We start from the raw sequence: 26,990 nt of genomic DNA, 5'->3' as shown, positions 1-26,990 counted from the left end.
TAGAAGGGTGGTTTTTATGTATCTGAGGAAAGGGCGGGGCATCAAGCCGTGGATGGGTGCCGGTGCGGCGTTTGCCGCCTTGGTTTGGCTGGTTTTCGCGCTCGGCGATACTTTGACTCCGTTTGCGGTTGCGGCGGTGCTGGCGTATGTATTGGACCCTTTGGTCGAATGGTTGCAGAAAAAGGGTTTGAACCGTGCATCCGCTTCGATGTCTGTGATGGTGTTTTCCTTGATTTTGTTGTTGGCATTATTGTTGATTATTGTCCCTATGCTGGTCGGGCAGTTCAACAATTTGGCATCGCGCCTGCCCCAATTAATCGGTTTTATGCAGAACACGCTGCTGCCGTGGTTGAAAAATACAATCGGCGGATATGTGGAAATCGATCAGGCATCTATTATTGCGTGGTTTCAGGCGCATACGGGCGAGTTGAGCAACGCGCTTAAGGCGTGGTTTCCCGTTTTGATGAGGCAGGGAGGCAATATTGTCAGCAGTATCGGCAACCTGCTGCTGCTTCCCTTGCTGCTTTACTATTTCCTGCTGGATTGGCAGCGGTGGTCGTGCGGCATCGCCAAACTGGTTCCGAAGCGTTTTGCCGGTGCTTATACGCGCATTACGGGTAATTTGAACGAGGTATTGGGCGAATTTTTGCGCGGGCAGCTTCTGGTGATGCTGATTATGGGTTTGGTTTACGGCTTGGGGTTGGTGCTGATCGGGCTGGATTCGGGGTTTGCCATCGGTATGGTTGCCGGTATTTTGGTGTTTGTCCCTTATCTCGGGGCGTTTACGGGATTGCTGCTTGCCACTGTTGCCGCCTTGCTCCAGTTCGGTTCGTGGAACGGCATCTTGGCTGTTTGGGCGGTTTTTGCCGTAGGACAGTTTCTCGAAAGTTTTTTCATTACGCCGAAAATCGTGGGAGACCGTATCGGCCTGTCGCCGTTTTGGGTTATCTTTTCCCTGATGGCATTCGGGCAGCTGATGGGCTTTGTCGGAATGTTGGCAGGATTGCCTTTGGCCGCCGTAACCTTGGTCTTGCTTCGCGAGGGCGTGCAGAAATATTTTGCCGGCAGTTTTTACCGGGGCAGGTAGGCGGCTCCGAAACATATTTGAAGCAGGATACAACCCTGCTCGGGTTTAAATATAGTGGATTAACAAAAATCAGGATAAGGCGACGAAGCCGTAGACAGTACAAATAGTACGGCAAGGCGAGGCAACGCTGTACTGGTTTAAATTTAATCCACTATATTTGAAGCGGGATACAACCCTGCCCGAGTTTAAATAAAAATGCCGTCTGAACCCCGAAAACAGAGCTTCAGACGGCATTTCATCACGGCTTATTTGGCGGTTTTGCTGCTGTCGATAATTTTCATCCCAGCCGAAATCAGGCTACCAATGTCGGCAACATTGGCAGGCATAATCAGCGTATTGCTTTCTTTGGCAAGATTGTTGAACGCGGCGACGTATTGTTCCGCAATCTTCAGATTGACCGCATCCGCGCCGCCTTGGGTTTGAAGGGCGGCGGCAATTTGACGGATGGCTTCGGCATTGGCTTCGGCAACAAGGCGCAAGGATTCCGCTTCGCCTTTGGCGCGGTTGATGCGGGCGATTTTCTCGGCATTTGACGCATTGACCGCAGCCTGAGCCTCGCCTTCGGATTGTTGGATTTCGGCTTCGCGCTGACCACTGGCAAGGTTGATTTGTTCGATTTTACGGCCTTCGGATTCGGCGATACGGGCGCGTTTTTCGCGTTCGGCGGTAATTTGCGCCTGCATCGCGCGCAAAATCTCTTGCGGCGGCACCAAGTCTTTAATCTCATAACGCAAAACCTTCACACCCCAGGCTCCGGCTGCCTCATCGAGGGCGGAAACGACGGTGCTGTTGATTTCGTCGCGTTCTTCAAACGTTTTGTCCAACTCCATACGTCCAATAACGGAACGCAGCGTCGTTTGGGCAAGCTGGGTAATTGCCATGATGTAGTTGCTCGAACCGTATGAGGCGAGTTTGGGATCGGTTACTTGAAAATAGATGATGCCGTCAACAGTCAGCTGCGTATTATCGCGCGTGATGCAGACCTGGCTGGGTACATCCAAGGGAATTTCTTTCAGCGAATGACGGTAGGCGACGCGGTCGATAAAGGGAATCAAAATATTCAAACCGGCCGTCAGGGCGCGATGGAAACGCCCGAGCCTTTCGACAACGTGGACTTCCTGCTGTGGGATGACAACAAAGGATTTGAAGCCGAAAACAACGACGGCTGCCAGCAAGATAATGAAAAATTCCATAATTCCTCCGAGTGTTAAGGGTTTACGATGATAAGAAGATTGCCTTCCTTGCGGACGATGAGGACGCGCGTTCCCGGTTCAAACACTTCCTGCCCCGTATTTTGCGCCTGCCAGTACGTACCGCGATAAAAAACTTCGTAACGGTTGCCGCCTGCGTGCCGGAGGATTTCGGCATATTGTCCGGCATCCAAATCCTGATATGAATCCGTTTCAACTTTTCCTACGGCGGTTTTGGCGTGTACGAACCAAATACCCAGCGCGGAAAGCAGTGCGGCGGCCAAGGTGGCGGCAGGCGTGCTGCCGGTCAGCCCGTAGATAATGCCCGAACCCGCCAAAGCCGCGCTAATAACCAAAAGATAAACTGTTCCCGTCAATAATTCGATGATTAAGACGGCAACAGCAGCAACAAACCATACAGTCATACATTTCCCCACAAAGCGCGTCGTTTGACAAAATAACGCAATATCAGCAGTATAGCCGAATTTGAAAGGATAGGGCAGATATGGGCACTTGGCATGATGCACTCGGCGGCGAAAAACAGCAGCCGTATTTTCAGGAAATTTTAAATGCGGTCAGGCAGGAACGTTTGTCGGGACAAATCATCTATCCGCCGACGGCGGATGTATTCAACGCATTCCGGCTGACAGCGTTTGACCGAGTCAAAGTCGTCATTCTCGGACAAGACCCGTATCACGGAGCAGGGCAGGCGCACGGTTTGGCATTTTCCGTCAGGCAGGGCGTCCGCATACCCCCGTCTTTACTCAATATCTACAAAGAATTGGAAACCGACATCGAAGGCTTTTCCATTCCCGCGCACGGCTGCCTGACGGCTTGGGCGGAGCAGGGCGTATTGCTTCTGAACACGGTTTTGACCGTACGCGCAGGACAGGCGCATTCGCACGCCCTTTTAGGCTGGGAACGCTTTACCGATACCGTCATCAGGCAGCTTGCGACACACCGCAAGCACCTTGTCTTCATGTTGTGGGGTGGGTATGCACAACAAAAAGGGAGGCTGATAGACAGTCAAAATCATTTGATACTGACCGCACCGCATCCGTCTCCTCTGTCGGCATATCGCGGTTTTTTCGGCTGCCGCCATTTTTCACAGGCAAACAGCTATTTGAGTCGGCACGGTATCGAACCGATAAACTGGAAGCTGTGAATGCCGTCTGAATGCCAAGTTGCTTAAACCTCGTTCAAGGCTGCTTTTGAAGCTTGAAACAAAGAGATTAAGACATAATGTAAAATCTCCCGAAGTCTAGGATTTAGACGGCCTTTAAGTTTCAAAGTTTGTGTGTCAGGTTCATTTAGCGGAATTCAATAGCGGAATTCAAACAACTCTTGATGCTTTGTTTGCCTTTTATTTGTTCTGATTAAATTTTTAAGCGACTGAGTTTTGAATGGAGGTTGTAAAAACATCTATTCAATCTATCATAAATTTAACATAATATACATTATGCGAACTATCGGAAAAAGCTGTATGTGTTTTGAAAGTTGACCTTCAATACGATATACAGGCAGCAGGCACACAGATATGCCGCCCATACTTTCTTTAATCCAAAACATTATATCAACGGGCGCAAATAATAAATCGCCCAACTTATCCCAAAAATTCTCCTGCTTGTTCATCATTTCTTCTGTCAAATCCTTGGAACGTTGGAACGGTCGATCTGAAAACACGGCCTTACATGCGCCCCAGTTCCCTTTGCAGGGCTTGGATGTTTTGCTGCCTGTCCAATACATTGCTTTGCAATGCGTTGATTTCTTGATGGTTGATGTTGCCGCCTTTTGCCAGACGTGCTTGTGATAACATTTTTTGGGCTTCAGTCAGGGCTTTGCGTTCATTGCTTAATTCTGCTTCGAGAATGGAGCGTCTGCTGTTGTTTACAGGTGCTTGTTGAGGCGGGGGCGTATTGGATTTTGCCGGCTTGGATACTGTTTTGACCGGGGCTTTATATTTGACAGCCTGTCCGCCGTTTGACGGTGATGGTGCCGGTTCGGGAGTTTGGGGTGGGATATAGCGTTCGCTGCTGTAGTTGCCGATTGGGGGCAAATCGGTTGAGTGGCAGCTTTTAGACGGCTTGGTGGTGTAAACGGTTTCTCCGTTGATTGTGCAGGTGTAGATTTTGGCCGCATTCGCACCCAATGGGCTTGAAATCAGGGAAAGGTTGATTAGGATTAAGGGGAGTTTTGATTTCATAATGTGTTTGATACTCGGATAATGATTTGATTTTTGGAGATTTTTTGTAAGGTTTTCTTAGCGTTTTATGGGCTTTTCTTTTCGGTTGTTTGTTTTTGATTTTCCTTCGGGGCTTTGGCAGCCTACCTGTTCTTTTTCCCGGCAGGTTTTTTGTTTTTCTTTTTGTTTCCTGTGTGTATTTTGGCTTCTTGACTAAGTTTTTTAATTTTCAGGCGGTATCCGCCTCCCTGATGGCTGCTGATTTTAGGTAAATCCGCATCGGCGCACGATCCTGACGGGTCTGATGTATATACGCTTTTGCCATTTGAGTTGCAATGGTATACGGATGCTTGCGCCGCCATACCGGAAAAGGACAGGAAAATGAAGGCAGCAAAAAGTCTGATGTTCATACCGGTAAAGTAAAAAGGCGGTGGTAACGTCCGAATTATACCGTTATTAGCAGGCAAAGATAAGCACCCTGCCCGCGCTTCTTTATCGCTCGGCAAACTGTTTCTCGATTTCAGTTTCAATCCGTTCCAATTCTTCTTGGCAAGCCAGCCAAACCTCTTCGATTTGGGCAAGTTGTGTTTTGACTTTTGCCAATTCGGATAAGGTGTTTTGCAATTTTTCTTTGTTTGCTTCAAGGTAAGCTTCTTCTTGTGCTAAAAATGCTTCACATGCCGTCTGAATTTCGGAAAGCTGCACCATTTCTTTTTCGGCACGGTCGATTTTCTGCTGTATCGGCTTACTGCGTCGGGCTTTTTCTTGACGGATTTGTGCTTCGATACGCTTGGTATCCTTGCGGTTTTGGCTTTGCGCGGATGCTGCGGGTGCGGCGGCGGCGTTTTCCTGTGCCAAACGCCATTGCCGGTAGTCGTTCAAATCGCCGTCGAAGTTTTTCAGACGGCCTTTGTCTATCAAGAGGAAACTGTCGGTCGTGGCTTCAAGCAGGCTGCGGTCGTGCGATACGACGATTAAGACGCCTTGGAAACTTTGCAGAGCGAGCGTCAAGGCGTGGCGCATATCCAAGTCCAAATGGTTGGTCGGCTCGTCAAGCAGCAGTAGGTTCGGCTTTTGCCAGATAATCATGGCAAGGGCGAGGCGGGCTTTTTCTCCGCCGGAAAAAGGTTCGGTTTTCTGCAACGCCATATCGCCGACAAAGTTGAAGCCGCCGAGGAAATTTCGGATTTCTTGTTCGCGCACTTCGGGAGAAAGCTGCTGAATATGCCAAACAGGGCTTTGGTCGGCGCGGATGGTATCGAGTTGGTGTTGGGCAAAATAGCCGATATTGAGTTTTTCGGAACGGACGATGCTGCCGGAGAGCAAATCGATTTTGCCCGCCAAGGCTTTGATAAACGTAGATTTACCGCTGCCGTTGACACCCAATAGCCCGTAACGTGCGCCACTTTCCAGCGACAGGGTAATGTCGTGCAGGACGGTTTTGCCTTCGTAACCCAAATCAGCGTGTTCCAGCTTCAGTAAGGGATTGGGCAGATGGTCGGGATGGTAAAACTCAAAGGAAAACTCGCTGTCCAGATGCGCGGGCGCAACGCGTTCTAGCTTTGCCAAAGCCTTCATGCGGCTTTGCGCTTGAACGGCTTTGGTGGCTTTGGCTTTGAAGCGGTCGATAAAGGATTGCAGATGTTTGATTTGCGCCTGCTGTTTGACATAGGCGGCTTGTTGTTGCGCCAGACGCTGCGCGCGTTCGTTTTGGTAAAAATCGTAATTGCCACCGTATTGCGTGAGCTTCTGCTGCGACAGTTCGATGGTTTGAGTGGTGGCCGCATTGAGGAAATCACGGTCGTGGGAAATGATGATTTGCGTGCAAGGTAAAGAGGCAAGGTGGTTTTCTAGCCACAAGACGGTTTCCAAATCCAAGTGGTTGGTCGGTTCGTCAAGCAAGAGCAAATCGGCGCGGCAAATCAGGGCTTGCGCAAGGTTCAGACGCATACGCCAGCCGCCGGAAAAGGATTTGACGGGGCGGTTGTCTTCTTCTTGCGAAAAACCCAGTCCGTTCAACAATTTCGCCGCACGGGCCGGTGCGGTATAAGCGTCGATTTCTTCCAATTTGGCATGATATTCCGCCTGTTTCATGCCGTCATTTTGCGCTTCCGCCTGCCTTAATGCCGTCTGAAAAGCCTGCAACTCGGCATCGCCCTGCAAAACGTAGTCCAATGAAGAGATGTCCAAGTCGGGCGTTTCTTGGGAAACGGAAGCAATCCGCCAATTTTTCGGAATCGAGATATCGCCGCCATCCTGAGTGATTTCACCCTTGATTAAGGCAAACAGGCTGGATTTTCCCGTACCGTTTTTACCGATCAAACCGACGCGCTGACCGGGATTGACGGTAGCGTTGGCTTTGTCGAGCAGGATTTTCAAACCGCGTTGCAGGGTGAGATTTTTAATTTCAATCATAACGGAAACATCATCGGGCGGAAAAAGCCCGTATTTTACCTGAAAGAAAGTGCTGATGCCGTCTGAAACGGGAAATTTACGGTTGAAGCCACGCCCAGGCTTTACGCCCTTCAGAATGCAAAAAGACCAATGTCCTGCATGCCGATTCGGTATTCATACATTCCACACCGATTCCGATCTGAGAGAAATCCGCCATGATTTTGGGATGGATAAACTTCTGTACCGCCCCGGTCCCGATAATCAATATTTCCGGATAGTCAACAGGTTTGATGTCGGACAACAGGTTTTCCGGAGTCAGGTCGGACAAGGTTCGGCATTGTGACAGGCAGACCGAATCCTTATGTACAAGCACGGGTTTATGGAAACTTTGACCTGCCAATCGGATTTCGCCCGACCGGTGGTCGTACTCTGCAAAATGTCCGTCTATCGGATTTTCTTCAAACAGCATATTTTCGTCCTTTTGCCGCTTCAGTCGTGTCGGAAAAGGTGCAAAATCAGACAAATTCATGTAGGATTAGCAGATTTCATCTGACGCGCCTTCCGATTTCAGACGGCATTTGATTTAAAGTGCGGCACAATTATATCGGCAGCGGATATTTTCGTCTTTCAATATTTACATTTCAGTCGGCTTACAAGGAGACACAATGAAGCCAGTAAACATCGGGGTCTTTTAGGTTTAGGTACGGTCGGCGGCGGTACGGCTGCCGTGTTGCGGGACAATGCGGAGGAAATCAGCCGCCGTTTGGGACGAGAAGTGCGCATCAGTGCCGTATGCGACTTAAGCGAAGAAAAAGCCCGCCAAATCTGCCCGTCCGCAGCCTTTGTCAAAGATCCGTTCGAACTGGTTGCGCGTGAAGACGTCGATGTCGTCGTCGAATTGTTCGGCGGTACCGGCATCGCCAAAGATGCGGTGTTGAAAGCCATTGAAAACGGCAAACACATCGTTACCGCCAACAAAAAACTACTCGCCGAATACGGCAACGAAATCTTCCCGCTAGCGGAAGAAAAAAATGTCATGGTGCAATTTGAAGCCGCAGTAGCGGGAGGTATCCCAATCATCAAAGCCCTGCGCGAAGGTTTGGCGGCAAACCGAATCAAATCCATCGCCGGCATCATCAACGGCACCAGCAACTTCATCCTCTCCGAAATGCGCGAAAAAGGCAGCGCGTTTGCCGACGTATTGAAAGAAGCGCAAGCATTGGGCTATGCCGAAGCCGATCCGACCTTCGATATCGAAGGCAACGACGCAGGTCATAAAATTACCATTATGAGCGCGCTGGCATTCGGCACGCCGATGAACTTCTCCGCCTGTTACCTCGAAGGCATCAGCAAACTTGACAGCCGCGACATCAAATACGCGGAAGAACTCGGCTACCGCATCAAACTGTTGGGCATTACCCGCAAAACCGGCAAAGGCATCGAGCTGCGCGTCCACCCTACCCTGATTCCCGAAAGCCGCCTCTTGGCAAACGTCAACGGCGTGATGAACGCCGTGCGCGTCAACGCCGATATGGTTGGCGAAACCTTATATTACGGCGCGGGCGCGGGCGCATTGCCGACCGCTTCCGCCGTGGTTGCCGATATCATCGACATCGCCCGCCTGGTTGAAGCCGATACCGCCCACCGCGTACCGCATCTGGCGTTCCAACCCGCGCAAGTCCAAGCGCAAACCATCCTGCCTATGGACGAAATTACCAGCAGCTACTACCTGCGCGTCCAAGCCAAAGACGAACCGGGCACGCTGGGGCAAATCGCCGCGCTGTTGGCACAAGAAAACGTGTCCATCGAAGCACTGATTCAAAAAGGCGTGATTGATCAGACCACTGCCGAAATCGTGATTCTGACCCACAGCACGGTCGAAAAACACATCAAGTCGGCAATCGCAGCCATCAAAGCACTGGATTGCGTGGAAAAACCGATTACCATGATCCGCATGGAAAGCCTGCATGACTGAGCCGAAACACGAAATGCCGACGGAAGAGCAGGTTGCCGCGCGCAAAAAAGCAAAAGCCAAAATCCGCACCATCCGCATTTGGGCGTGGGTCATTTTGGCGTTGCTCGCTTCAACCGCCCTGCTCTCCCAATGCGCGATGTCCAAACCGCAGGCAAAACAGAAAATTGTCGAGTCTTGCATGAAGAATATTCCGTTTGCTGAAAAATGGCAGAACGATTTGAAAGCGCGCGGCTTGGATGCGGACAATACCCGCCTTGCCACCGATTACTGCAAATGTATGTGGGAGCAGCCTTTGGACAGATTGAGCGAGAAACAGGTCAGCTCCTTCGGCAAACTCGGCGCGCAAGAACAGCTTGACCTGCTCGGCGGCACAAACGCGTTTGAGGCGCGCGACAGACAGTGCGTTGCTGATTTGAAAGCTGATTGAACCGCCGAACCGGAATGCCGTCTGAACGCGGGAAAAGCGTTTCAGACGGCATTTTTCCATCCGGATTTGACGGGCCAGCCCTTCATCCGAATCCGACGGGCAAACCCCCATCCTGATTCGGCGGGGCAAATAAAAAGCCGATTCTTCAAAAATCGGCTTTTTATCAAAGATAAACAATTTACAGCGCGTCTTTCAGAGCCTTGCCGGCACGGAATTTGGGCGTTTTGGCAGCGGCAATGGTCAGAGGCTCGCCGGTTTTGGGGTTGCGGCCTTGGCGTTCCGCACGTTCGCCGACGTAGAAAGTACCGAAACCGACCAGAGTAACGGTGTCGCCTTGTTTCAGGGCGTTGGTTACTGCATTGGTAGTGGCATCCAAAGCTTTTTGTGCGGCGGCTTTGGAAATGCCGGCTTCTTGAGCAATCGCTTCGATCAATTCAGACTTGTTCACAATCAGTCCCTTCCTGTCTTAAAAAATGATGAAATGCCCGAATACTCGGGAGTTTGTACTGCTTAAGCAACTTTCGCTTTATAGCAATTCTGAAATTGCCGTGTCAAGCAAAAAATACGGAATCGACCTATTTTACAGGCTTTCAGGACGAAACCGCATTTTTACAACACATTTCCTGCGTTTCAATGTTTGATTGCCCTGCTGCGGGGTTTCGGTTTTGAAGCGGGTTCCGCCGCCGCTTCCGCGGCAGAAGGTTCTGCCCAAGGCTCAGGTTGGCTTTCCAAACCCAAAGCCAATACCTCGTCTATCCATTTGACCGGATGGATGGTCAGGCCGGTTTTCACGTTTTCAGGGATTTCCTCTAAGTCTTTGACGTTGTCTTTCGGAATCAGGACGTGTTTGATGCCGCCGCGAAGCGCAGCCAACAGTTTTTCCTTCAGACCGCCGATCGGCAGGACTTCGCCGCGCAGGGTGATTTCGCCCGTCATGGCAACATCCGCACGCACAGGGATTTTGGTGAATGCGGACACCATCGCCAAAGTCATGGCAATGCCCGCACTCGGACCGTCTTTCGGGGTCGCACCTTCGGGAACGTGAACATGGATGTCTTTTTTCTCGTAAAAATCAGGAGCCAAACCCACTGATTCTGCACGGGAACGGACAACCGACCATGCTGCGAACACGGATTCCTTCATCACATCGCCCAACTGGCCGGTACACTGGATCACGCCTTTACCCGGTAATGCCACGGCTTCGACAGTCAGCAATTCGCCGCCGACTTCCGTCCACGCCAAACCGGTTACTTGTCCGATACGGTTTTCGCTTTCGGCAACGCCGTAATCGAAGCGGCGCACACCCAAATAGTCGTGCAGATTTTTCTCATTTACTTTAACCGCCCTGGGCTTGGCTTTTCCGGTTTTTTTGGTTTTTGAGTCTTCGTCCAAGGTAATCTGCATCACCACCTTGCGGCAGATTTTGGCAATCTCGCGGTCGAGCGAACGCACGCCCGCCTCGCGGGTGTAGTAACGGATAATATCGCGCACCGCGCTTTCTTCGATTGCCAATTCCCCTTCTTTTACGCCGTTGCGCTTCATTTGCTTCGGCACGAGGTACTGCATCGCGATATTGATTTTTTCGTCTTCGGTATAGCCGGACAGACGGATGATTTCCATACGGTCGAGCAGCGGTGTCGGGATATTCAGACTATTGGATGTGGCGATAAACATCACATCACTCAAATCGTAATCCACTTCCGCATAATGATCGGCGAACTTGTTGTTTTGCTCGGGATCAAGCACTTCAAGCAACGCGCTGGCGGGATCGCCGCGGAAGTCGCTGCCTAATTTATCGATTTCGTCGAGCAGGAACAAGGGGTTTTTCACGCCGGCTTTTGCCATATTCTGCAAAATCTTACCGGGCATAGAGCCGATATAGGTGCGGCGGTGTCCCCGTATTTCGCTTTCGTCGCGCACGCCGCCCAAAGCCATGCGGACATATTTCCGCCCCGTTGCTTTGGCGATGGATTCGCCCAAAGAGGTTTTACCTACGCCCGGAGGACCGACCAGGCACAGAATCGGGCCTTTGAGTTTGTCCATACGTTTTTGGACGGCGAGGTATTCCAAAATCCGTTCTTTGACTTTTTCCAGACCGTAGTGGTCGGCGTCCAGCACCAGTCCGGCTTTGGCGATGTCTTTGCTAACTCGGGATTTTTTCTTCCACGGCAGTTCGAGCAGGGTGTCGATGTAGTTGCGTACGACGGTGGATTCGGCAGACATCGGCGGCATCATTTTGAGTTTTTTCAGTTCGGACAGGCATTTTTCTTCCGCTTCTTTGCTCATCCCCGCCTTTTTGATGCCTGCTTCCAAGGCATCCAGTTCGCCGTTTTCGTCTTCTTCGCCCAATTCTTTGTGTATCGCTTTAATCTGTTCGTTCAGATAATATTCGCGTTGGGATTTTTCCATTTGGCGTTTGACGCGTCCGCGTATGCGTTTTTCGGCCTGCATAATGTCGAGTTCGGATTCCAGCTGTGCCAGCAGGAATTCCATCCGTTTACCGATTTCGGGAATTTCCAAAATCTGTTGGCGTTGCGCCAGTTTCAACTGCAAATGCGCTGCGACCGTATCGGTTAACCGGCTGTTTTCGGCAATGCCGTTGATGCTGCCGATGATTTCGGCGGGGATTTTTTTATTGAGTTTGGCGTATTGTTCAAACTGCGCCAACAGGGTGCGGCGCACGGCTTCGAGGTCGGTATTGCCGCCCGTGTCTTCTTCCCCGACCGCCTCTATATGGGAAACGAACAGCCCGCCCGTGTCTTCAATGGTCAGGACGCGTCCGCGATACAGCCCTTCGACCAGCACTTTTACCGTGCCGTCCGGCAGTTTCAATACCTGTAAGACTTGTGCGACGGTACCGGTCTGATACAGGTCTGCGGCTGCGGGGTTTTCCACTGCGGCATCGGTTTGCGCCAACAGGAAAACCGGTTCCTCGCGGGTAATGGCGTTTTCCAGCGCGGCGATGGATTTCGGCCTGCCGACGAACAGCGGCAGAACCATATGCGGGTAAACGACGACATCCCGCAAAGGAAGGGTTGCCAAGGCGGCATATTCCTCAAAATGCTTTTCTTTTTGTGTCATGGATACTCTCTTGTGTCTGACAGAATACGGATTGCCGCGTAAATTGGGGTTGAAGGTATTATTTCAAGCATACGCGGTTTATTTATGGAGTTTGATGCGATGCCGTCTGAAACATTCCGGCTTCAGACGGCATGGGCTTGGAAAGACAAGGCAGGAACAAAAAACAGTTCTGTGTTGCCGCTCCTTGCTGTACCATCCGTATGGTTTACGGTTCTGCCGCCCTATTTTCAAAACATGACGCAGGTATCCCATGTCTTCTTTTATTTTTCCCGATAACGGGTTCGAATGGCGCAACGAAAGTCTGCAAAAGCCGCCCAAAGGTTGGCATTATGTCCGCGAAAGCGGTGCAGACGGCATTTTGAAGGCTGCCTATCAAAATATTGCAACTGTCTGGCAGGGCGATTTCCACAATGCCAAACAGGTGCTTTCGGCAATGAAGAAGAAGGTCCGCAAACCTGCCGCCGTCCGTTCCGATGCGGATATCGCCGCCCTTTTCCACGCGCACCGTATGAAGCAGGCGCAGCAGAGCCGTATTCTGAATATGCTTGCCGTTGAAATCCGCCCCGGTTTTGTGTTGGACAACAAACGCGCGCCCGATATACGCGCCGCCTTGCTCGACGTGTACGGCAAGCCTAACGTCAAGCCTTTTTTCCTCCCGCTCAACCTGCTGCTGGGCTTTATCGGGGCGCACGAGTGGCATAAAAAAGGGGTTGCCGTTTCCCAAGCCGGCGGGCAGATATATGTCCCTTTCGGCGTATTTTCGCCCTTGCGCGGCGAATATCTCGATTTGCTCGCCCAAGCGCCGTCAACAGGGTTTCAGACGGCATTGGACATCGGGACGGGTTCGGGCGTGCTTGCCGCGATATTGGCAAAACAGGGGATTCCTTCCGTAATAGGGACGGACACCAATCCGAGGGCGGTTGCCTGCGCCCGGGCCAATATCGCCCGGCTGGGTTTGGAAAAACAGGTTGAAATACGGGAAACCGATATGTTCCCCGATATGCGTGCCGATTTGATTGTCTGCAACCCGCCGTGGCTGCCCGCCAAGCCGACTTCCGCCATCGAATCCGCATTATATGACCCCGATTCTGCGATGTTGGCCGCGTTTTTAAGGGATGCGCCGAAACATCTGAATCCCGACGGCGAAATCCGCCTGATTATTTCCGACCTTGCAGAGCATTTGGGGCTGCGTCCTGCCGATTTTTTGGAAAAGGCATTTATCCGGGCGGGTTTGCGTGTTGCCGATATGATGAAAACCAAGCCGAAGCACAAAAAAGCCGCCGATCCGAGCGATCCGCTTGCTTTTGCGCGAACCCGGGAAACCACTTTCCTATACCGTTTGAAAAAGGCATAAGGGGCGGCGGCGCGGCATTCGGGCGGATTATTCTTGTGAAAATACCCGCCCAAGCATACTGCCCAATGCCGTCTGACGCGCTTTGACGGTAGCGGCGGCTTGCCGGAAGGCTTCTTCCCCGCCGAAAAATACGAACTTTTCCCTCGCGCGGGTAATGGCTGTGTAAAGCAGCCCTCTGCTCAAACCCGAAAGCGCGTCGTCCGCGTCGTCCGAACCGCTGGCGGAGGGCGGCAGCAGCCAGACTTCCCGATATTCCGAACCTTGGCTTTTATGGACGGTCAGCGCGAATGCGGGTTCAAATTCGGGCAGGCAGCTTACCGCTACCTTTTTAAATCCGTCCGCATCGGCAAAATAGGCGGCAAGGCTGCCCTGCCGTCCGACATCTTCCATAATCAGTCCGATGTCGCCGTTGAACAGTTCAAGTGCGTAGTCGTTCTGCCTGATCATAATCGGCTCTCCGGCAAAATATGCCAAATGTTCCGGTGTGTTCATTTTGCGGCGTACATGGCTGCAATAGGCTTCGTTGAAGTCTTCCGCATCCTGCCGCCAAGCTGCCAGGATCACGATATCCGAGATGCCTGCGTATGCGGCTTCGATATTGCCGTCTTTTACCGCCTGCCAATAGGCTTTGTGCGTCCGGTACAACCTTTCGACTCGAGCGTTCGGACTGCATTCCGAATGTTCCAGTTCGTCCGGAAACCGGTCAAACAATGCCCACGCCCCCTCATCGCCCGATACGGCGGCACGAGCAAGGCAGCCGATGCCGCTGTTGTCGCCGAAGCGGTGGCTGAACGACAGATGGGCGGTGTTTTGCGCCAACACGGGTGGATTTGCGCTGACGCTGAAACCGTGTTCCGGAAGGAAGCCGGCCAGCCTTTGGTGCGTTTCTCCGTCCAAAACGGTTTTTTGTGACAAAACGGACAGCACCGCCCCTATTCCGACGGACGGGAGCTGGTTTTCATCCCCCAGCAGAATCACGCGCGCGCCGGTTTTGACCGCTTTTAAAAGTTGCAGCATCAATGCCGTATCCAGCATAGAGGCTTCATCGATAACCAATACGTCAAACGGCAGCGGGTAAACAGGGTTGAACGCCGGCTGCATTTTGGGCGGGCGCAGCTTCAGCAGGCGGTGGACGGTTTGCCCTTCCAATTTAAGCAGATGGCGGCGGACGTTGTCCGGCGCGTCAAAACTGTTGATTGCACGGTGCAGCGCGCGCGCCATATGCGCCGCAGCTTTGCCCGTCGGGGCGGCAAGCGCGATATGGGGAAGGCTGCCGCCCCCGCCGCAAATCAGTGCCAGCAGCTTGGCAACCGTCGTCGTCTTGCCCGTGCCGGGGCCGCCGGTAATCACCATAAAAGACTGCAACAGCGCCAGTGCGGCGGCATCGCGCTGTCCTTCGCTGCCCGCGCCTTGAAACCATTTTGCGAGATTCTGCCGCGCGCCTGCCGCATCGGGGGCGGATGTGCCGGCTGCCGCCAAGCGTTTGATCTCGACCGCCAAATCGTATTCCAACTGCCACATCCTGCCCAAAAACAGCCTTCTGCCTTCCAAAATCAAAGGGGCGGCGGATGATCCGACCACGGGCGCGAGTGCCTGCAACACTGCCGCCTCGCCCCCGTCCAAACGGATAAACGAATGACCGTTCTGCAATGCTTGAAACAGGCGTTCGGTACAGTTTGCAAGCACTTCGCCGCCGGAATCCGCATAGTGTTCCAAAAAACGGATTGCCGCCCTTGCCGCCGCTTGGGCAAATTCATCTGTCTGCCGTTCCATCGTATTCCTTGTCGAAATGCCGTCTGAAGGCGTGAGGCTTCAAACGGCGCGTGTTGTTTCGGCTGTTTAGGCGTTTGCGCCCTGTTTGGGGTGCAGGCTGCCGTCTTTCATGACCATGACGCGCTCGAAGCGGCCGGCGAGTTCATCGTCGTGCGTTACGACCACCAGCCCCGTTCCCAATTCCGTTTTCAGTTCCAGCATCATATCCAAAACATTCCTTGCGTTTGCCCGGTCGAGGTTGCCGGTCGGTTCGTCGGCAAGCAGGCATTTGGGTTGCGTAACCAAGGCGCGTGCAATGGCGGCACGCTGGCGTTCGCCGCCGGACAGTTCGCCCGCGCGGTGCGTCGAACGGTGTTTCAGTCCGACCTTCTCGAGCATCGCCATTGCCGCCTCCGCAGCCTCTTCCCGGCTTTTTTTGCCGATCAGCAAAGGCATCATCACGTTTTCCAGTGCCGAAAATTCAGGCAGAAGATGGTGGAACTGGTACACGAAACCGAGATGGCGGTTGCGCAAATCGCCCAAACGCCGCTGGTTTAAGGCACGCAAATCCTTGCCCATCAGCAGCACCCTGCCTTCAGACGGCATATCCAGCCCGCCCAAAATATGCAGCAGCGTCGATTTGCCGCTGCCCGAAGAACCGATGATGCCGGTGCTTTCCCCCGCGCGGATTTCCAAATCCAAGCCGTGCAGCACCCGAACGTCCAAACCGCCGTCCCGATAGCGTTTGCCCACGCCTTCGCATTTCAAAATCAACTCACTCATAACGCAAAGCCTCCGCCGGTTGGGTTTTTGACGCGCGCCAGCTCGGGTAGAGCGTGGCAACGAAAGACAGTCCCAAGGAAATGCAGGCAATCAGGGCAACGTCGCCCATATCGACATCACTGGGAAGGTAGTCGATAAAATAAACCTGCGAATTGATGAGGTGGACACCGAGCAGGTTTTCAAAAAACGCCACGACCCTGCCGACGTTCCAACCCAAAAGCACGCCGCAGACCACACCCGCCAGCGTGCCGAAAAAGCCTGAAAACGCACCCTGCACCATAAAAATCTTCATCACGCCGGCAGGGGAAAGACCCAAAGTCCGCAAAATCGCAATGTCCGCCTGCTTTTCCGTAACCGCCATCACTAACGAAGAGACAAGGTTGAACGCCGCCACAGCGATAATCAGCGTCAGGATGATGAACATCATCCGTTTTTCCAGTTCGACCGCTTCAAAATAGCTGCGGTTGCTGTACGTCCAATCGCGCACCCAAACCGCGTCCCTTTGCGCCTCCGGAATCAGTGTTGCCGTCAAGGCGGGAGCGTTTTGCGGATCGGCGAGCTTCAGCCGCAGCCCCGCAACTTCCTTATCCAAACGGTACAGCACGCGTGCGTCTTGGATATGCGTCATTGCCAATGAGTTGTCCACTTCGTAAACGCCCGTCTTAACCAGACCGACCACGGTAAACTGTTTCAACCTCGGTACGACTCCGGCGGGGGTAACGTTGCCCTCCGGCGTGATGACGGTAACTTTATTGCCGACTTCGATGCCCAGTGCCTCAGCCAAACCGACACCGAGGATAATGTCAAACTGACCCGGAATCAGGTCTTCAAACTTGCCTGCCGGCATTTTGTCGCCGTATTCCACCACTTTGCGCTCTTCAGACGGCAAAATGCCGCGCATCTGCACGCCCCTGATCTCGCCCGCATGGGCCAGCAATGCCTGATTGGAAACATAGGGCGCGGCAGCCAAAATACCTTTGCGGTTTTCGGTAAACCGAAGCAGGTTGCGCCAATCCGTATCCGTATTGTCGATATAGCCGATTTCGGCGTGCGGCGCGACATTCAGGAGCTGCCCGCGTATTTCTTTCTGAAAGCCGTTCATAACCGACAAGACAACAATCAGCGCGGTTACACCCAAGGCGATTCCGGCAATCGAAACCATCGTGATAAACGACATAAAGCCGTTGCGCTTTTTCGCCCTGAGATACCTCAAGCCTATCCAAGCCTCTAAAGAAAACATAACGCTACCTTAAAAATGTCTGCAAACGTGCCGCCCCGGACGGCGGTTTGGGGGCGGCGGCAAAAGTTTATTGTACCGTAAAACCCCGGCAGCGTCCGAACGGCAGGCTGTGCAAATAAAGACGCAGTATGTGGCAAATTCGGAAAAACAGGGCGGAAAACTTGCACAACGTGCCGAACTACCCTATCCTTCTCTTGAAACAAAATCTTTTCTTTAAGGAAAACAATGAATATCAGGAAAATCTCCGCTTTGTGTGCTGTTGCCGTTTTTACTGTTTCGACAGCCTATGCCAAAGAAATCAAAATCGATGCCAACAACACGCCTTATTCCGAAGCCGACGCGCAAAAGCTGGCGGCAACGGCAGTTGGTATGGGCGTTAAGGAACCTGTCAGCCTGAACGGCGGCAGCGGCAGCATTACCGTTTCCGGCAGCAGCGCGACGCAGTGCGTGTTCAAAGTCGGCAACGGAGGCGCGTTGCAGATTCAAGGGCTCAACTGCAAGTAAACCGCCCAGAAAAATGCCGTCTGAAGGCTTCAGACGGCATTTTGCATTGGCGGCGTTACGCCCCGCCTTCTTTAATCAGGCGGCGTTCGTACACCGCCTGCGCCAGCGTTCCCGCATCGACATATTCCAATTCGCCGCCCAAGGGGATGCCCTGCGACAGCCTGCTAACTTTGTAAGGCAAGTTTTTAAAAAACTCGGACAGGACATACGCCGTCGCATTGCCTTCTGCGGTAAAAGCGGTTGCAATAATGATTTCTTCGACTTCCCCGCCGCCCAGCCGTTGCGCCAGCCTGTCCAATGCGATGGCGGATACGTCCATTCCCAGTGCCGTATTGATTTGCCCCATCAGGACGAAATACAGCCCGTCGTGGCAATTTGCCGCTTCCATATTCGACACGTCGGCAGGCATATGCACCACCATCAGCCGCCGCCCGTCGCGTGTTTCATCGGCACAAATATCGCACAATCCGCCTTCGCAAAACGTGTTGCACATCGCGCAATGGTGAACCTGCTTCAATGCCGTCTGCAAGGCATCCACCAGCTCTTCAGCCTCTTTGCGCTTGTGCTGCAACAGATGGTACGCCATCCGCTGTGCCGATTTCGGCCCGACGTTGGGCAATACTTTCAGCGCACCGATCAGCCTTTGGAAGGCATCTTGCTTTTTGGAATTCATCATACTCCGCCATATGGGAAAACGGTCGGAATATTCCGACCGTTATGTTGTCAACAAAAGTGTCAATTACTGACCGTCGCCGTTGTCGACCGATTGCGCTCCTTTGGTCTGTTTGATTTTGCCGTTGAAATAGCGGATCAGCAGATCGAAGGTATTGGCAGACTGCTGTTGCGCCAAAGCCTGTTTTGCAGGCGGAAGCTGTGCGGCGATATCCTTCGGAGGCGTGATTGCCTGCACCTCGACAATCACCGGAGCCGGCAGGCCGGTCAGTCTGACATAGGCGGGTTTACCGTTTGCCGGTTTTGCTTTCAGCAGTTCCGCATAAGCCTCGGGAGGCATGGACTGCCTTGCCTGCTGCGCGCCCAAAACGGACACTTCCGACCATTTCACATCAACTGCCTTGCCTCCGCTCAACTGCGCCAGCGTTTCTTTTGCCTTGTTTTCGGCAAGTTTGGCGGCTTCGGCGCGGACATATGCCTGACGCACCGCATCTTTAGCTTCTTCAAACGGTAAGGTTTTTTCTTCGCGGACTTCTTTGGCGCGGACGACCCACGCGGTTTCGCTGTTGATGGTCAGCACTTCGGAATTGTGTTTTTTCTTCAATACGTCGTCGCTGAAAACGGCATTGATCAGATTTTCGGGCATACCGGACATTTGCGCGTCCTGCCTACTCAGCCAAGTTTCTTGGGTTTCGACTTTCAAACCGCTGTTTTTGGCGGCTTCGGCAAGCGAGGAAGGATGGTTGAACGCGTCATCGCCCAGCTTTTCTTTTGCCTTATTGAAGTCGGCAACCGCCTTTTTCATTTTCAATTCGTTTTCTACGGCGGCTTTTTCCTGCTCGAAAGAAGGTTTGGCTTCATTTGCCGGCAAACGCGCCACGCGCTCTTCAAACGCATTTTTCACTTCTGTTTCGCTGACGGTCTGTTTGTCTGCAAAGTCTTTCAGATTCAATGCGACATATTCCAATTTGACCGCTTTGGGAAGCAGGTAGTCTTTTTTGTTTGCGTTATAAAACTTCTGCAAATCGGCTTCAGACACTTTGACTTGGGCGATGAATTCGTCGGGGTTGAAAGTGTGCGAACGGATGGTGCGGTTGACCTGCGTCAGCCTGATCAGCTGTTCCGCCTGCGCGTCGCCGACCAATACGCCGTTTTGGACGAGGTTTACCAAATTCTGCAAGGCAAACTGATCGCGGATTTCTTCGACAAACTGGTCTTCAGACATATGGCGTTGGGAAAGGTAGCGGTTTAAAAGCGCGTGGTCGAATTTGCCGTTTGCGTCGTGGAAATTGGGATCGTCCACGATAATCTGCTTGATTTGTTCGGAAGAAACCGAAATGCCCATCAGCTTCGCGCCCTGTTTCAGGTAGGCGCGTTGTAGCAGGGATTGGAACACCGCGTCGCGCGAAGGGCCGCCGCCGTCCGCCTGTTCGTTTTGCATGGCGGCATTAATCGAATGATCGCTGATTTTTTCGTCCCCGACTTGGACGATGTAATCGGAACCCGGGTGTGAAACCGTGCTGACGCCGAAGCCGACAAAAGTTAATGCAATCAGGCCTAATAAGACTTGGGCGGGTGTTCTGTATTTTTCGATGGAATGGAACATATTTTCAGATCGGAATATGGAATGGGGTTGGGAAATATAAATTCCGTATTGTAACGGTTTTTATACACGTCTGCACGAAGGCTTAATTAACGTTTGAATATCTCTCGATAAGATTCATCGCTGAAGCCGACATGAACCTTTCCGCCGTATTCCAGTACGGGACGTTTGATAAGGCTGGGCATTTCGGACATTATTCTGACCGCACCTTCCTTTGAGGACAGGGCCTCCTCCTGCATCAGTGCATCAAGTTTGCGCCATGTGGTTCCCCGTTTGTTGAGCAGTATCTCCAAAGGCACCTGCTCCAGCCACAGGCGGATTTCCGCTTCAGACGGCCTCTGTTTTTTGAAATCCCGAAACTCAAACTCCAAGCCGTATCCGGCAAGCCTGTTTTTGGCTTTTTTGACTGTGTCGCAATTTGGGATGCCGTGAAGGACTATCATTTGGAAACCTTTTGCCTGAAATAATAAAACGGATATTTTACTATAAGTGTCTGAAAATTTGCCCGTCTGTTTCAGACGGCAAGGGGATTATGTTACAATCTAAAAATTTGAAAAATTTAATCTCTTGTTCAATAAAGGTTTTACCCATAATGATTTCTACCAACGGCATTACCATGCAATTCGGCGCGAAGCCGCTGTTTGAAAACGTATCCGTAAAATTCGGCGAAGGCAACCGCTACGGCCTGATCGGCGCCAACGGCTCAGGCAAGTCCACCTTCATGAAAATCCTCGGCGGCGATTTGGAACAGACTGCCGGCGAAGTCGCGATTGAAAACGGCGTGCGTTTGGGTAAATTGCGCCAAGACCAGTTTGCCTACGAAGAGATGCGCGTGCTGGACGTGGTAATGATGGGGCATACCGAAATGTGGGCGGCGATGACCGAACGCGATGCGATTTACGCCAACCTCGAAGCTACCGAAGACGACTACATGAAAGCCGCCGAACTGGAAGCCAAGTTTGCCGAATACGACGGCTACACCGCCGAAGCACGCGCTGCCGAATTGTTGAGCGGCGTGGGCATTTCCGAAGATTTGCACAATGCGAAAATGGCGGAAGTCGCCCCGGGTCTCAAACTGCGCGTATTGCTGGCGCAAGCCCTGTTCTCCAAACCGGATGTATTGCTTTTGGACGAGCCGACCAACAACTTGGACATTAATACCATCCGCTGGTTGGAAGGCGTGTTGAACCAATATGATTCTACGATGATTATCATCTCGCACGACCGCCACTTTTTGAACGAAGTCTGCACGCATATGGCGGATTTGGACTACAACACCATCACCATCTATCCGGGCAACTACGACGACTATATGCTCGCTTCCGCCCAATCGCGCGAACGCGCCCTGAAAGACAATGCCAAAGCAAAAGAGAAACTGCAAGAGCTGCAAGAGTTCGTCGCCCGCTTCTCTGCCAACAAATCCAAAGCCCGTCAGGCGACCAGCCGTCTGAAACAGGCCGACAAAATCAAATCGGAAATGGTCGAAGTCAAACCTTCCACCCGTCAAAACCCATATATCCGTTTTGAAGCCGACGAAAAAGCCAAATTGCACCGTCAGGCTGTGGAAGTTGAAAAACTGGCCAAACGTTTTGAAACCCAGTTGTTTAAAAACCTGAACTTCATCCTTGAAGCAGGCCAACGCCTTGCCATCATCGGCCCGAACGGCGCGGGCAAATCCACCCTGCTGAAACTCTTGGCCGGCGCGTACAACCCCGAATATTCAGACGGCCTGCTGCCGGACGAAGGCAGCATCAAATGGGCGGAAAAAGCCAGCGTCGGCTACTATCCGCAAGATCACGAAAACGACTTTGATGTCGATATGGATTTGAGCGAATGGATGCGCCAATGGGGGCAGGAAGGCGACGACGAACAAGTCATCCGGGGCACTTTGGGGCGTTTGCTCTTCGGCAGCAACGATGTCGTGAAAAAAGTAAAGGTTCTTTCCGGTGGCGAAAAAGGCCGTATGCTTTACGGCAAACTGCTGCTGCTGAAACCCAATGTTTTGGTGATGGACGAACCGACCAACCATATGGATATGGAAAGCATCGAATCCTTGAATATGGCGTTGGAAAAATATAAGGGCACGCTGATTTTCGTGTCGCACGACCGCCAGTTCGTCTCCTCGCTCGCCACGCAGATTATCGAACTGGACGGCAAGGGCGGTTACGAACATTACCTGGGCGATTACGAAAGCTATTTGGAGAAGAAAGGCGTAGCATAAGCGCACAAAATACCCTCCGGTTGAAACAATGCCGTCTGAAGCCGCTTCAGACGGCATTCTTGATAACTTTAAAACACAAAGCATATGCAGACTTACCTCGTCGGCGGCGCCGTCCGCGATTATCTTTTGGGCTTGCCCGTCAAAGACCGCGACTGGGTGGTCGTCGGCGCAGACGCGCAAACTATGCTGGCGCAAGGCTTCCAGCCGGTCGGCAAAGATTTTCCCGTATTCCTTCATCCCAAAACCCACGAAGAATACGCCCTCGCCCGCACCGAACGCAAAACCGCCAAAGGCTATGCCGGTTTCAGTTTCCACGCCGACAAAGACGTTACGCTGGAGCAGGACTTGATGCGCCGCGACCTGACCATCAACGCGATGGCGCAAGATGCGGACGGCAAGATTATCGACCCTTTCGGCGGACAACGGGATTTGGCGGCAGGCATTTTGCGCCACATTTCCCCGGCATTTGCCGAAGACCCCGTCCGCATCCTGCGTACTGCCCGCTTTGCCGCGCGCTACGGATTTGAAATCGCCGAAGAAACCATGAAGCTGATGCGGCAGATGGTGGAAAACGGCGAAGCGGACGCATTGGTTGCCGAACGCGTCTGGCAGGAATTGGTGAAAGGTTTGATGGAAAAAAATCCGCGCAAAATGATTGAAGTGTTGCGCGAATGCGGCGCGCTCAAAGTCTTGCTGCCCGAAGTCGATGCCCTCTTCGGCGTGCCGCAACGCGCCGACTACCATCCCGAAATCGACAGCGGCATCCATACCCTGATGACACTGCAACGCGCCGCCGATATGGGTTTGAGCCTGCCCGAACGCTATGCCGCCCTGCTGCACGACTTGGGCAAAGCCAAAACGCCGCCCGACATCCTGCCGCGCCACCACGGACACGACCTCGCCGGTGTCGAACCCGTGCGCGAAGTCAATCAAAGGTTGCGCGCGCCGAAACATTGCGCCGAGCTTGCCGAATTGGTTTGCCGTTGGCACATTATTTTCCACCAAGTCGGACAGCTTAAAAGCCAAACCATTCTGAACGTTTTGAAAAAAACCGACGCTTTCAGACGACCCGAACGCTTCTCCTCTGCCTTAAACGTCTGCATTGCCGATACGCAAGGTCGTCTGAACCGCGAACACACGCCCTACCCGCAACGCGCGCACTGGCTCGCCCTGCTCGAAGCCGCCAATCAGGCGGATTCGGGCAAAATCGCCGCCGAATGCCGCGCGCAGGGAAAAGCGCACCTTATCGCCGAACAAATCGACCGGGCGCGGCTGGCACAAATCGCTCCGCTGCAAAAAGCGTTCCGGGCGGCGCAAGACAAAACAGAAAAACATTAAAACGCCCAATGCAGCCACTATAAAGTTTTGAGGACGATACCCAATCCAAGCTTTGCAACAGCTGCTGCCATATCCGCTATAATTCACGCTTCAGCCATTCCGTTCCCAACATAAAATCATGACCCTACAAACCGATTTATTATCTAAAATCAACAACGAAGATTACCAACGTCTCATTCTCAAACACAGCTCGGAATTTAGCGATGGCGAAATCCGCCTATTGAACGAAATCCTCGAAAAATTCAATTTCGACGTTGTTCAGGCGCAGGCATTGGCGCAGGCGGTAATGCAGCAAATCCGCTTCGACCCCAACGCCTACCACATCGACAGCGACGACGAAGACACCACCGGCATCTGCCCCCACTGCATCAACCCGCCTATGCCGCCCCTGCGCGACTATCTCGTTTGGCGCGAAACGCTCGGATAAAACGCTTTTGACCGTTATCTTTTCAATGCCGTCTGAAACGCCGCCGACCGTTCAGACGGCATACCCGACAAAGGGAACACTATGCTGCAAACCGACAACCTGACTGCCGCGCAACCGCAACGCATTGTTGCCGCCCAAACCGCCTCCGCACAGGAAGAACTGCTCGAACGCGCCCTCCGCCCCAAAACGCTGGACGACTACATCGGGCAGCATAAAGCCAAAGAGCAGCTCGCCATTTTCATCCAAGCCGCCAAAAAACGCGGCGAAGCACTCGACCACGTCCTGCTTTTCGGCCCGCCCGGACTGGGCAAAACCACACTGGCGCACATCATCGCCAAAGAATTGGGCGTAAATTTGCGCCAAACCAGCGGCCCCGTCCTCGAACGCGCAGGCGACCTCGCCGCCCTTTTGACCAACCTTGATCCGCACGACGTATTGTTTATCGACGAAATCCACCGGCTCAGCCCTGTTGTCGAAGAAATCCTCTACCCCGCGCTCGAAGACTACCGGCTCGACATTATGATAGGCGAAGGGCCCGCCGCCCGTTCCGTCAAAATCGACCTGCCGCCCTTCACCCTCGTCGGCGCGACCACCCGCGCCGGTATGCTGACCAACCCGTTGCGCGACCGCTTCGGCATCGTCTCCCGCCTCGAGTTTTACGAAAACCGCGACCTTGCCACCATCGTCAGCCGTTCGGCACAACTATTGCAGCTCGATATGTCCGAAGAAGGCGCGGAAGAAATCGCCAAACGCAGCCGGGGCACGCCGCGCATCGCCAACCGCCTGTTGCGCCGCGTGCGCGATTTCGCCGACGTGAAAAACAACGGCACAATCGACGGCGGCATCGCCGATGCCGCTTTAAGTATGCTGGACGTGGACGCGCAGGGGCTGGACGTGATGGACAGGAAATTCCTCGAAGCCGTTTTGCACAAATTCGGCGGCGGCCCCGTCGGTTTGGACAACGTTGCCGCCGCCATTGGCGAATCTACGGACACCATCGAAGACGTTATCGAACCCTACCTCATCCAACAAGGCTTTTTGCAACGCACCCCGCGCGGCAGGATGGCGACCGAACGCGCCTACCTGCATTTCGGGCTGCCCGTCGAAAAATAAACCATGCCGTCTGAAACAGAACTGCCGACCAAAGTCGGACATCATCCCCTTTGTCTGCAACAACTTCAGACGGCATGTATTTTTTATCAGGTTTTGTACCCTATCCGTTGCAGAATGCAGGATTCGCAAAATTCCGTACTGCTCGGACTTGATACTGACAACTGCAGTGCCGACTGATGCGCCGATAGTAACGCCTGAAGAAAAACCGTTTGCCATATACTGATATATAGTGGATTAACAAAAATCAGGACAAGGCGACGAAGCCGCAGACAGTACAAATAGTACGGCAAGGCGAGGCAACGCCGTACTGGTTTTTGTTAATCCACTATACATCCATTGAAATAAGGTTGTTTGTATGTTTATCGTCGGTATGCTTATGCGTCGCCACATTCGGCGTATAAGCATTAGTATCCACCAAAGCGACCTTGACCGTATCGTCCGCCCAGTTCAACTGCCCCTCCAAGAACATCTATCTCGAAGTATCGTAAAGCGTATTAGCCATAACTGAGTATCGTAAAGCGTATTAGCCATAACTGCTCCAACAAGTTAAAAACACACCCATTAAACCAACCGTACCGGCGGCATTCAACCGCCTAAAAAAAGCCCGAACCGTTTTCAGGTTCGGGACTTTCTCAATGCCCGAAGGCAAATCCGCCGTCGGTACGCGCATCCGAGTGCTTGTCCGGCAGATAAATACCGTCTTTCGCCCCCGCAACGCGCCGTTGCCGGTTTCTCATGCTTGACATAATATTTTTCGACTTAATGGCACGCTCCGAATGCTTCCTGTTCCACTACGCCACCACTGCCGCCGCAACGCCCATTTTCTTCAATACAGCCTTCTCGGTGGCTTTCCTGCCCATATTCAAAATACCGCCGCCAAGCCCGTATTCGGGTCGGTAATCTCATAACTGGTTGTTTTAAAAACATTCGGGTCAAAGCCCTTCTCCTCTTTCCACTCAAACTTCCCATTAAGCGCATCAATCTGCCGCGCAATCTCCCCGCGCTAAGTTACACAAAAAACACACCGACAAACCATTTCTCGGGGCAAATAAAAAGCCGCCTGAAGCAAATTTGCTTACAGACGGCATCATTCCGATGTTATTCAAACAAAACCGATTTAAAGATTCCCCAAATATTCCAACAAAACCAACCAACGCGTGTGCGGCATATCGCAATGCGCTTTCAAACCCATTGCCGCCTCCTATTTTTGTTCCGTCACCAAAGTTACGCCCGTAATCTCGGCAACCCACTTTTGCGTCAAGCCGTATTTATGGCGCAATTCCTTCAGGTTGTTTGGCGTGTAATCAATGTTTTAACGGTAATGCAAGAGGTTTTTGAATATATTGCAAAATTCTGATTTATATGATTTTAAATTTATCCAAGCCCGATAAAAAAGCCACCTGATTAAATCAGATGGCCTGTATTTTGCGTCCCTAAATTGTCCCAATGTATTTTAAGTAATTGATTTATTTATTGTTAATGGTGCGGACGGAGAGACTCGAACTCTCACACCTCTCGGCGCCAGAACCTAAATCTGGTGCGTCTACCAATTTCGCCACGTCCGCATAAGGGTGGAGATTATACAGATTTTGTCCGATTGCGCAAGGCTTTGGGCGTAATAGTTGAGGCTTATGCTTTGCAGCGGTA

The 26,990-nt window shown here is 52.5% G+C and carries 25 protein-coding genes, 1 tRNA gene and 2 pseudogenes; 12 read left to right on the top strand and 16 right to left on the bottom strand.

The features are described 5' to 3' along the window. Positions 1-16 precede the first annotated feature (16 nt). Entirely contained in the window at positions 17-1,087 is a 1,071-nt protein-coding gene (locus ACNAU7_RS01890; RefSeq protein WP_416300138.1) for an AI-2E family transporter, read from the top strand. A 44-nt stretch (positions 1,088-1,131) separates the two neighbouring features. Continuing rightward, positions 1,132-1,247: pseudogene (locus ACNAU7_RS01885) on the top strand (IS5/IS1182 family transposase); the annotation flags it as partial. An 85-nt stretch (positions 1,248-1,332) separates the two neighbouring features. On the opposite strand, the gene ACNAU7_RS01880 reads toward ACNAU7_RS01885, so the two are convergent. After that, positions 1,333-2,280 (bottom strand): SPFH domain-containing protein, encoded by a 948-nt coding sequence (locus ACNAU7_RS01880; RefSeq protein ID WP_416300136.1) that lies wholly within the window; start codon positions 2,278-2,280, stop codon positions 1,333-1,335. Positions 2,281-2,294: 14 nt separating this feature from the next. Further along, on the bottom strand, positions 2,295-2,702 hold the full coding sequence (locus tag ACNAU7_RS01875) for an NfeD family protein (protein ID WP_416300134.1): 408 nt from the start codon (positions 2,700-2,702) through the stop codon (positions 2,295-2,297). An 80-nt stretch (positions 2,703-2,782) separates the two neighbouring features. Between ACNAU7_RS01875 and ung the strand changes: the two genes are divergently transcribed. Then, entirely contained in the window at positions 2,783-3,442 is a 660-nt protein-coding gene (gene ung / locus ACNAU7_RS01870; protein WP_250313929.1) for a uracil-DNA glycosylase, read from the top strand. A 522-nt stretch (positions 3,443-3,964) separates the two neighbouring features. Here ung and ACNAU7_RS01865 read toward each other — a convergent pair. From ACNAU7_RS01865 to ACNAU7_RS01850, 4 genes are all read right to left on the bottom strand, one after another. Then, the gene (locus tag ACNAU7_RS01865; RefSeq protein ID WP_003752396.1) at positions 3,965-4,480 is read right to left on the bottom strand and encodes a hypothetical protein; all 516 of its coding nucleotides are present in this window, start codon (positions 4,478-4,480) and stop codon (positions 3,965-3,967) included. A 122-nt stretch (positions 4,481-4,602) separates the two neighbouring features. After that, positions 4,603-4,869 (bottom strand): hypothetical protein, encoded by a 267-nt coding sequence (locus ACNAU7_RS01860; protein ID WP_416300264.1) that lies wholly within the window; start codon positions 4,867-4,869, stop codon positions 4,603-4,605. A gap of 82 nt (positions 4,870-4,951) precedes the next feature. Next, positions 4,952-6,874: an ATP-binding cassette domain-containing protein gene (locus tag ACNAU7_RS01855; protein ID WP_416300131.1), complete on the bottom strand. Its 1,923-nt coding sequence runs from the start codon at positions 6,872-6,874 to the stop codon at positions 4,952-4,954. Positions 6,875-6,950: 76 nt separating this feature from the next. Then, entirely contained in the window at positions 6,951-7,322 is a 372-nt protein-coding gene (locus ACNAU7_RS01850) for an Mth938-like domain-containing protein (RefSeq protein ID WP_416300129.1), read from the bottom strand. A gap of 196 nt (positions 7,323-7,518) precedes the next feature. Here ACNAU7_RS01850 and ACNAU7_RS01845 point away from each other — a divergent pair. Both ACNAU7_RS01845 and ACNAU7_RS01840 read left to right on the top strand, forming a co-directional pair. Continuing rightward, positions 7,519-8,828: pseudogene (locus ACNAU7_RS01845) on the top strand (homoserine dehydrogenase). Next, positions 8,821-9,255 carry a hypothetical protein gene (locus tag ACNAU7_RS01840; RefSeq protein ID WP_416300127.1) on the top strand — a complete coding sequence of 145 codons (435 nt, stop codon included), beginning with the start codon at positions 8,821-8,823 and terminating at the stop codon, positions 9,253-9,255. The pseudogene ACNAU7_RS01845 and the gene ACNAU7_RS01840 overlap by 8 nt, the downstream one beginning before the upstream one ends. Before the next feature lie 178 nt (positions 9,256-9,433). On the opposite strand, the gene ACNAU7_RS01835 is transcribed toward ACNAU7_RS01840, so the two are convergent. After that, positions 9,434-9,703 (bottom strand): HU family DNA-binding protein, encoded by a 270-nt coding sequence (locus ACNAU7_RS01835; protein ID WP_025458445.1) that lies wholly within the window; start codon positions 9,701-9,703, stop codon positions 9,434-9,436. Positions 9,704-9,885: 182 nt separating this feature from the next. After that, complete coding sequence (gene lon, locus ACNAU7_RS01830; protein ID WP_416300125.1) at positions 9,886-12,336, bottom strand: endopeptidase La; 2,451 nt, start codon at positions 12,334-12,336, stop codon at positions 9,886-9,888. Positions 12,337-12,586: 250 nt separating this feature from the next. On the opposite strand from lon, the gene ACNAU7_RS01825 reads away from it, so the two are divergent. Further along, positions 12,587-13,690 (top strand): methyltransferase, encoded by a 1,104-nt coding sequence (locus ACNAU7_RS01825; protein WP_416300123.1) that lies wholly within the window; start codon positions 12,587-12,589, stop codon positions 13,688-13,690. A gap of 27 nt (positions 13,691-13,717) precedes the next feature. Here the strand turns inward: ACNAU7_RS01825 and recD are convergent, their stop codons facing one another. The 3 genes from recD to ACNAU7_RS01810 form a co-directional block, all read right to left on the bottom strand. Then, on the bottom strand, positions 13,718-15,463 hold the full coding sequence (gene recD, locus ACNAU7_RS01820) for an exodeoxyribonuclease V subunit alpha (protein WP_416300121.1): 1,746 nt from the start codon (positions 15,461-15,463) through the stop codon (positions 13,718-13,720). A 66-nt stretch (positions 15,464-15,529) separates the two neighbouring features. Continuing rightward, on the bottom strand, positions 15,530-16,225 hold the full coding sequence (gene lolD, locus ACNAU7_RS01815; protein WP_416300119.1) for a lipoprotein-releasing ABC transporter ATP-binding protein LolD: 696 nt from the start codon (positions 16,223-16,225) through the stop codon (positions 15,530-15,532). Beyond that, positions 16,218-17,465 carry a lipoprotein-releasing ABC transporter permease subunit gene (locus tag ACNAU7_RS01810; RefSeq protein WP_308030308.1) on the bottom strand — a complete coding sequence of 416 codons (1,248 nt, stop codon included), beginning with the start codon at positions 17,463-17,465 and terminating at the stop codon, positions 16,218-16,220. The genes lolD and ACNAU7_RS01810 overlap by 8 nt, the downstream gene beginning before the upstream one ends. Before the next feature lie 225 nt (positions 17,466-17,690). On the opposite strand from ACNAU7_RS01810, the gene ACNAU7_RS01805 reads away from it, so the two are divergent. Further along, a complete protein-coding gene (locus ACNAU7_RS01805) occupies positions 17,691-17,969 on the top strand; it encodes a hypothetical protein (protein WP_003714116.1) in 279 nt (92 codons plus the stop codon). 55 nt (positions 17,970-18,024) lie between these two features. Here ACNAU7_RS01805 and recR read toward each other — a convergent pair whose 3' ends face one another. From recR to ACNAU7_RS01790, 3 genes are all read right to left on the bottom strand, one after another. Beyond that, a complete protein-coding gene (gene recR, locus ACNAU7_RS01800) occupies positions 18,025-18,642 on the bottom strand; it encodes a recombination mediator RecR (RefSeq protein WP_416300262.1) in 618 nt (205 codons plus the stop codon). A gap of 66 nt (positions 18,643-18,708) precedes the next feature. Continuing rightward, positions 18,709-20,247, bottom strand: coding sequence for a SurA N-terminal domain-containing protein (locus tag ACNAU7_RS01795; RefSeq protein WP_416300116.1), 1,539 nt, complete (start codon positions 20,245-20,247; stop codon positions 18,709-18,711). 86 nt (positions 20,248-20,333) lie between these two features. Continuing rightward, positions 20,334-20,687 carry an arsenate reductase gene (locus tag ACNAU7_RS01790; RefSeq protein ID WP_416300114.1) on the bottom strand — a complete coding sequence of 118 codons (354 nt, stop codon included), beginning with the start codon at positions 20,685-20,687 and terminating at the stop codon, positions 20,334-20,336. Between the two features lie 149 nt (positions 20,688-20,836). Between ACNAU7_RS01790 and ACNAU7_RS01785 the strand changes: the two genes are divergently transcribed. The 5 genes from ACNAU7_RS01785 (at position 20,837) to ACNAU7_RS01765 (ending at position 25,520) form a co-directional block, all read left to right on the top strand. Continuing rightward, positions 20,837-22,465 (top strand): ABC-F family ATPase, encoded by a 1,629-nt coding sequence (locus ACNAU7_RS01785; protein WP_416300112.1) that lies wholly within the window; start codon positions 20,837-20,839, stop codon positions 22,463-22,465. A gap of 84 nt (positions 22,466-22,549) precedes the next feature. After that, entirely contained in the window at positions 22,550-23,803 is a 1,254-nt protein-coding gene (locus ACNAU7_RS01780) for a multifunctional CCA addition/repair protein (protein ID WP_118996776.1), read from the top strand. 118 nt (positions 23,804-23,921) lie between these two features. Then, complete coding sequence (locus tag ACNAU7_RS01775) at positions 23,922-24,230, top strand: hypothetical protein (RefSeq protein WP_118996777.1); 309 nt, start codon at positions 23,922-23,924, stop codon at positions 24,228-24,230. A gap of 81 nt (positions 24,231-24,311) precedes the next feature. Next, the gene (gene ruvB / locus ACNAU7_RS01770) at positions 24,312-25,343 is read left to right on the top strand and encodes a Holliday junction branch migration DNA helicase RuvB (RefSeq protein ID WP_002232490.1); all 1,032 of its coding nucleotides are present in this window, start codon (positions 24,312-24,314) and stop codon (positions 25,341-25,343) included. 3 nt (positions 25,344-25,346) lie between these two features. After that, entirely contained in the window at positions 25,347-25,520 is a 174-nt protein-coding gene (locus ACNAU7_RS01765) for a hypothetical protein (protein ID WP_416300109.1), read from the top strand. Between the two features lie 582 nt (positions 25,521-26,102). On the opposite strand, the gene ACNAU7_RS01760 is transcribed toward ACNAU7_RS01765, so the two are convergent. Next, on the bottom strand, positions 26,103-26,249 hold the full coding sequence (locus ACNAU7_RS01760) for a hypothetical protein (protein ID WP_416300107.1): 147 nt from the start codon (positions 26,247-26,249) through the stop codon (positions 26,103-26,105). A gap of 574 nt (positions 26,250-26,823) precedes the next feature. Continuing rightward, positions 26,824-26,908, bottom strand: a tRNA-Leu gene (locus ACNAU7_RS01755). Between the last annotated feature and the right edge of the window lie 82 nt (positions 26,909-26,990).

Origin of the sequence: Neisseria sp. LACPHL-SPEC-2024-00856 (genome assembly GCF_047915665.1) — a bacterium.
GTDB lineage: Bacteria > Pseudomonadota > Gammaproteobacteria > Burkholderiales > Neisseriaceae > Neisseria > Neisseria polysaccharea.
This window is presented reverse-complemented; position numbering and strand designations above follow the sequence as displayed.

Coding starts and splice junctions, on each gene's coding strand:
- ACNAU7_RS01890 (WP_416300138.1), top strand. CDS start 17: ATGTATCTGAGGAAAGGGCGGGGCATCAAGCCGTGGATGGGTGCCGGT.
- ACNAU7_RS01880 (WP_416300136.1), bottom strand. CDS start 2,280: ATGGAATTTTTCATTATCTTGCTGGCAGCCGTCGTTGTTTTCGGCTTC.
- ACNAU7_RS01875 (WP_416300134.1), bottom strand. CDS start 2,702: ATGACTGTATGGTTTGTTGCTGCTGTTGCCGTCTTAATCATCGAATTA.
- ung (WP_250313929.1), top strand. CDS start 2,783: ATGGGCACTTGGCATGATGCACTCGGCGGCGAAAAACAGCAGCCGTAT.
- ACNAU7_RS01865 (WP_003752396.1), bottom strand. CDS start 4,480: ATGAAATCAAAACTCCCCTTAATCCTAATCAACCTTTCCCTGATTTCA.
- ACNAU7_RS01860 (WP_416300264.1), bottom strand. CDS start 4,869: ATGAACATCAGACTTTTTGCTGCCTTCATTTTCCTGTCCTTTTCCGGT.
- ACNAU7_RS01855 (WP_416300131.1), bottom strand. CDS start 6,874: ATGATTGAAATTAAAAATCTCACCCTGCAACGCGGTTTGAAAATCCTG.
- ACNAU7_RS01850 (WP_416300129.1), bottom strand. CDS start 7,322: ATGCTGTTTGAAGAAAATCCGATAGACGGACATTTTGCAGAGTACGAC.
- ACNAU7_RS01840 (WP_416300127.1), top strand. CDS start 8,821: ATGACTGAGCCGAAACACGAAATGCCGACGGAAGAGCAGGTTGCCGCG.
- lon (WP_416300125.1), bottom strand. CDS start 12,336: ATGACACAAAAAGAAAAGCATTTTGAGGAATATGCCGCCTTGGCAACC.
- ACNAU7_RS01825 (WP_416300123.1), top strand. CDS start 12,587: ATGTCTTCTTTTATTTTTCCCGATAACGGGTTCGAATGGCGCAACGAA.
- recD (WP_416300121.1), bottom strand. CDS start 15,463: ATGGAACGGCAGACAGATGAATTTGCCCAAGCGGCGGCAAGGGCGGCA.
- lolD (WP_416300119.1), bottom strand. CDS start 16,225: ATGAGTGAGTTGATTTTGAAATGCGAAGGCGTGGGCAAACGCTATCGG.
- ACNAU7_RS01810 (WP_308030308.1), bottom strand. CDS start 17,465: ATGTTTTCTTTAGAGGCTTGGATAGGCTTGAGGTATCTCAGGGCGAAA.
- ACNAU7_RS01805 (WP_003714116.1), top strand. CDS start 17,691: ATGAATATCAGGAAAATCTCCGCTTTGTGTGCTGTTGCCGTTTTTACT.
- recR (WP_416300262.1), bottom strand. CDS start 18,642: ATGAATTCCAAAAAGCAAGATGCCTTCCAAAGGCTGATCGGTGCGCTG.
- ACNAU7_RS01795 (WP_416300116.1), bottom strand. CDS start 20,247: ATGTTCCATTCCATCGAAAAATACAGAACACCCGCCCAAGTCTTATTA.
- ACNAU7_RS01790 (WP_416300114.1), bottom strand. CDS start 20,687: ATGATAGTCCTTCACGGCATCCCAAATTGCGACACAGTCAAAAAAGCC.
- ACNAU7_RS01785 (WP_416300112.1), top strand. CDS start 20,837: ATGATTTCTACCAACGGCATTACCATGCAATTCGGCGCGAAGCCGCTG.
- ACNAU7_RS01780 (WP_118996776.1), top strand. CDS start 22,550: ATGCAGACTTACCTCGTCGGCGGCGCCGTCCGCGATTATCTTTTGGGC.
- ACNAU7_RS01775 (WP_118996777.1), top strand. CDS start 23,922: ATGACCCTACAAACCGATTTATTATCTAAAATCAACAACGAAGATTAC.
- ruvB (WP_002232490.1), top strand. CDS start 24,312: ATGCTGCAAACCGACAACCTGACTGCCGCGCAACCGCAACGCATTGTT.
- ACNAU7_RS01765 (WP_416300109.1), top strand. CDS start 25,347: ATGCCGTCTGAAACAGAACTGCCGACCAAAGTCGGACATCATCCCCTT.
- ACNAU7_RS01760 (WP_416300107.1), bottom strand. CDS start 26,249: ATGAGATTACCGACCCGAATACGGGCTTGGCGGCGGTATTTTGAATAT.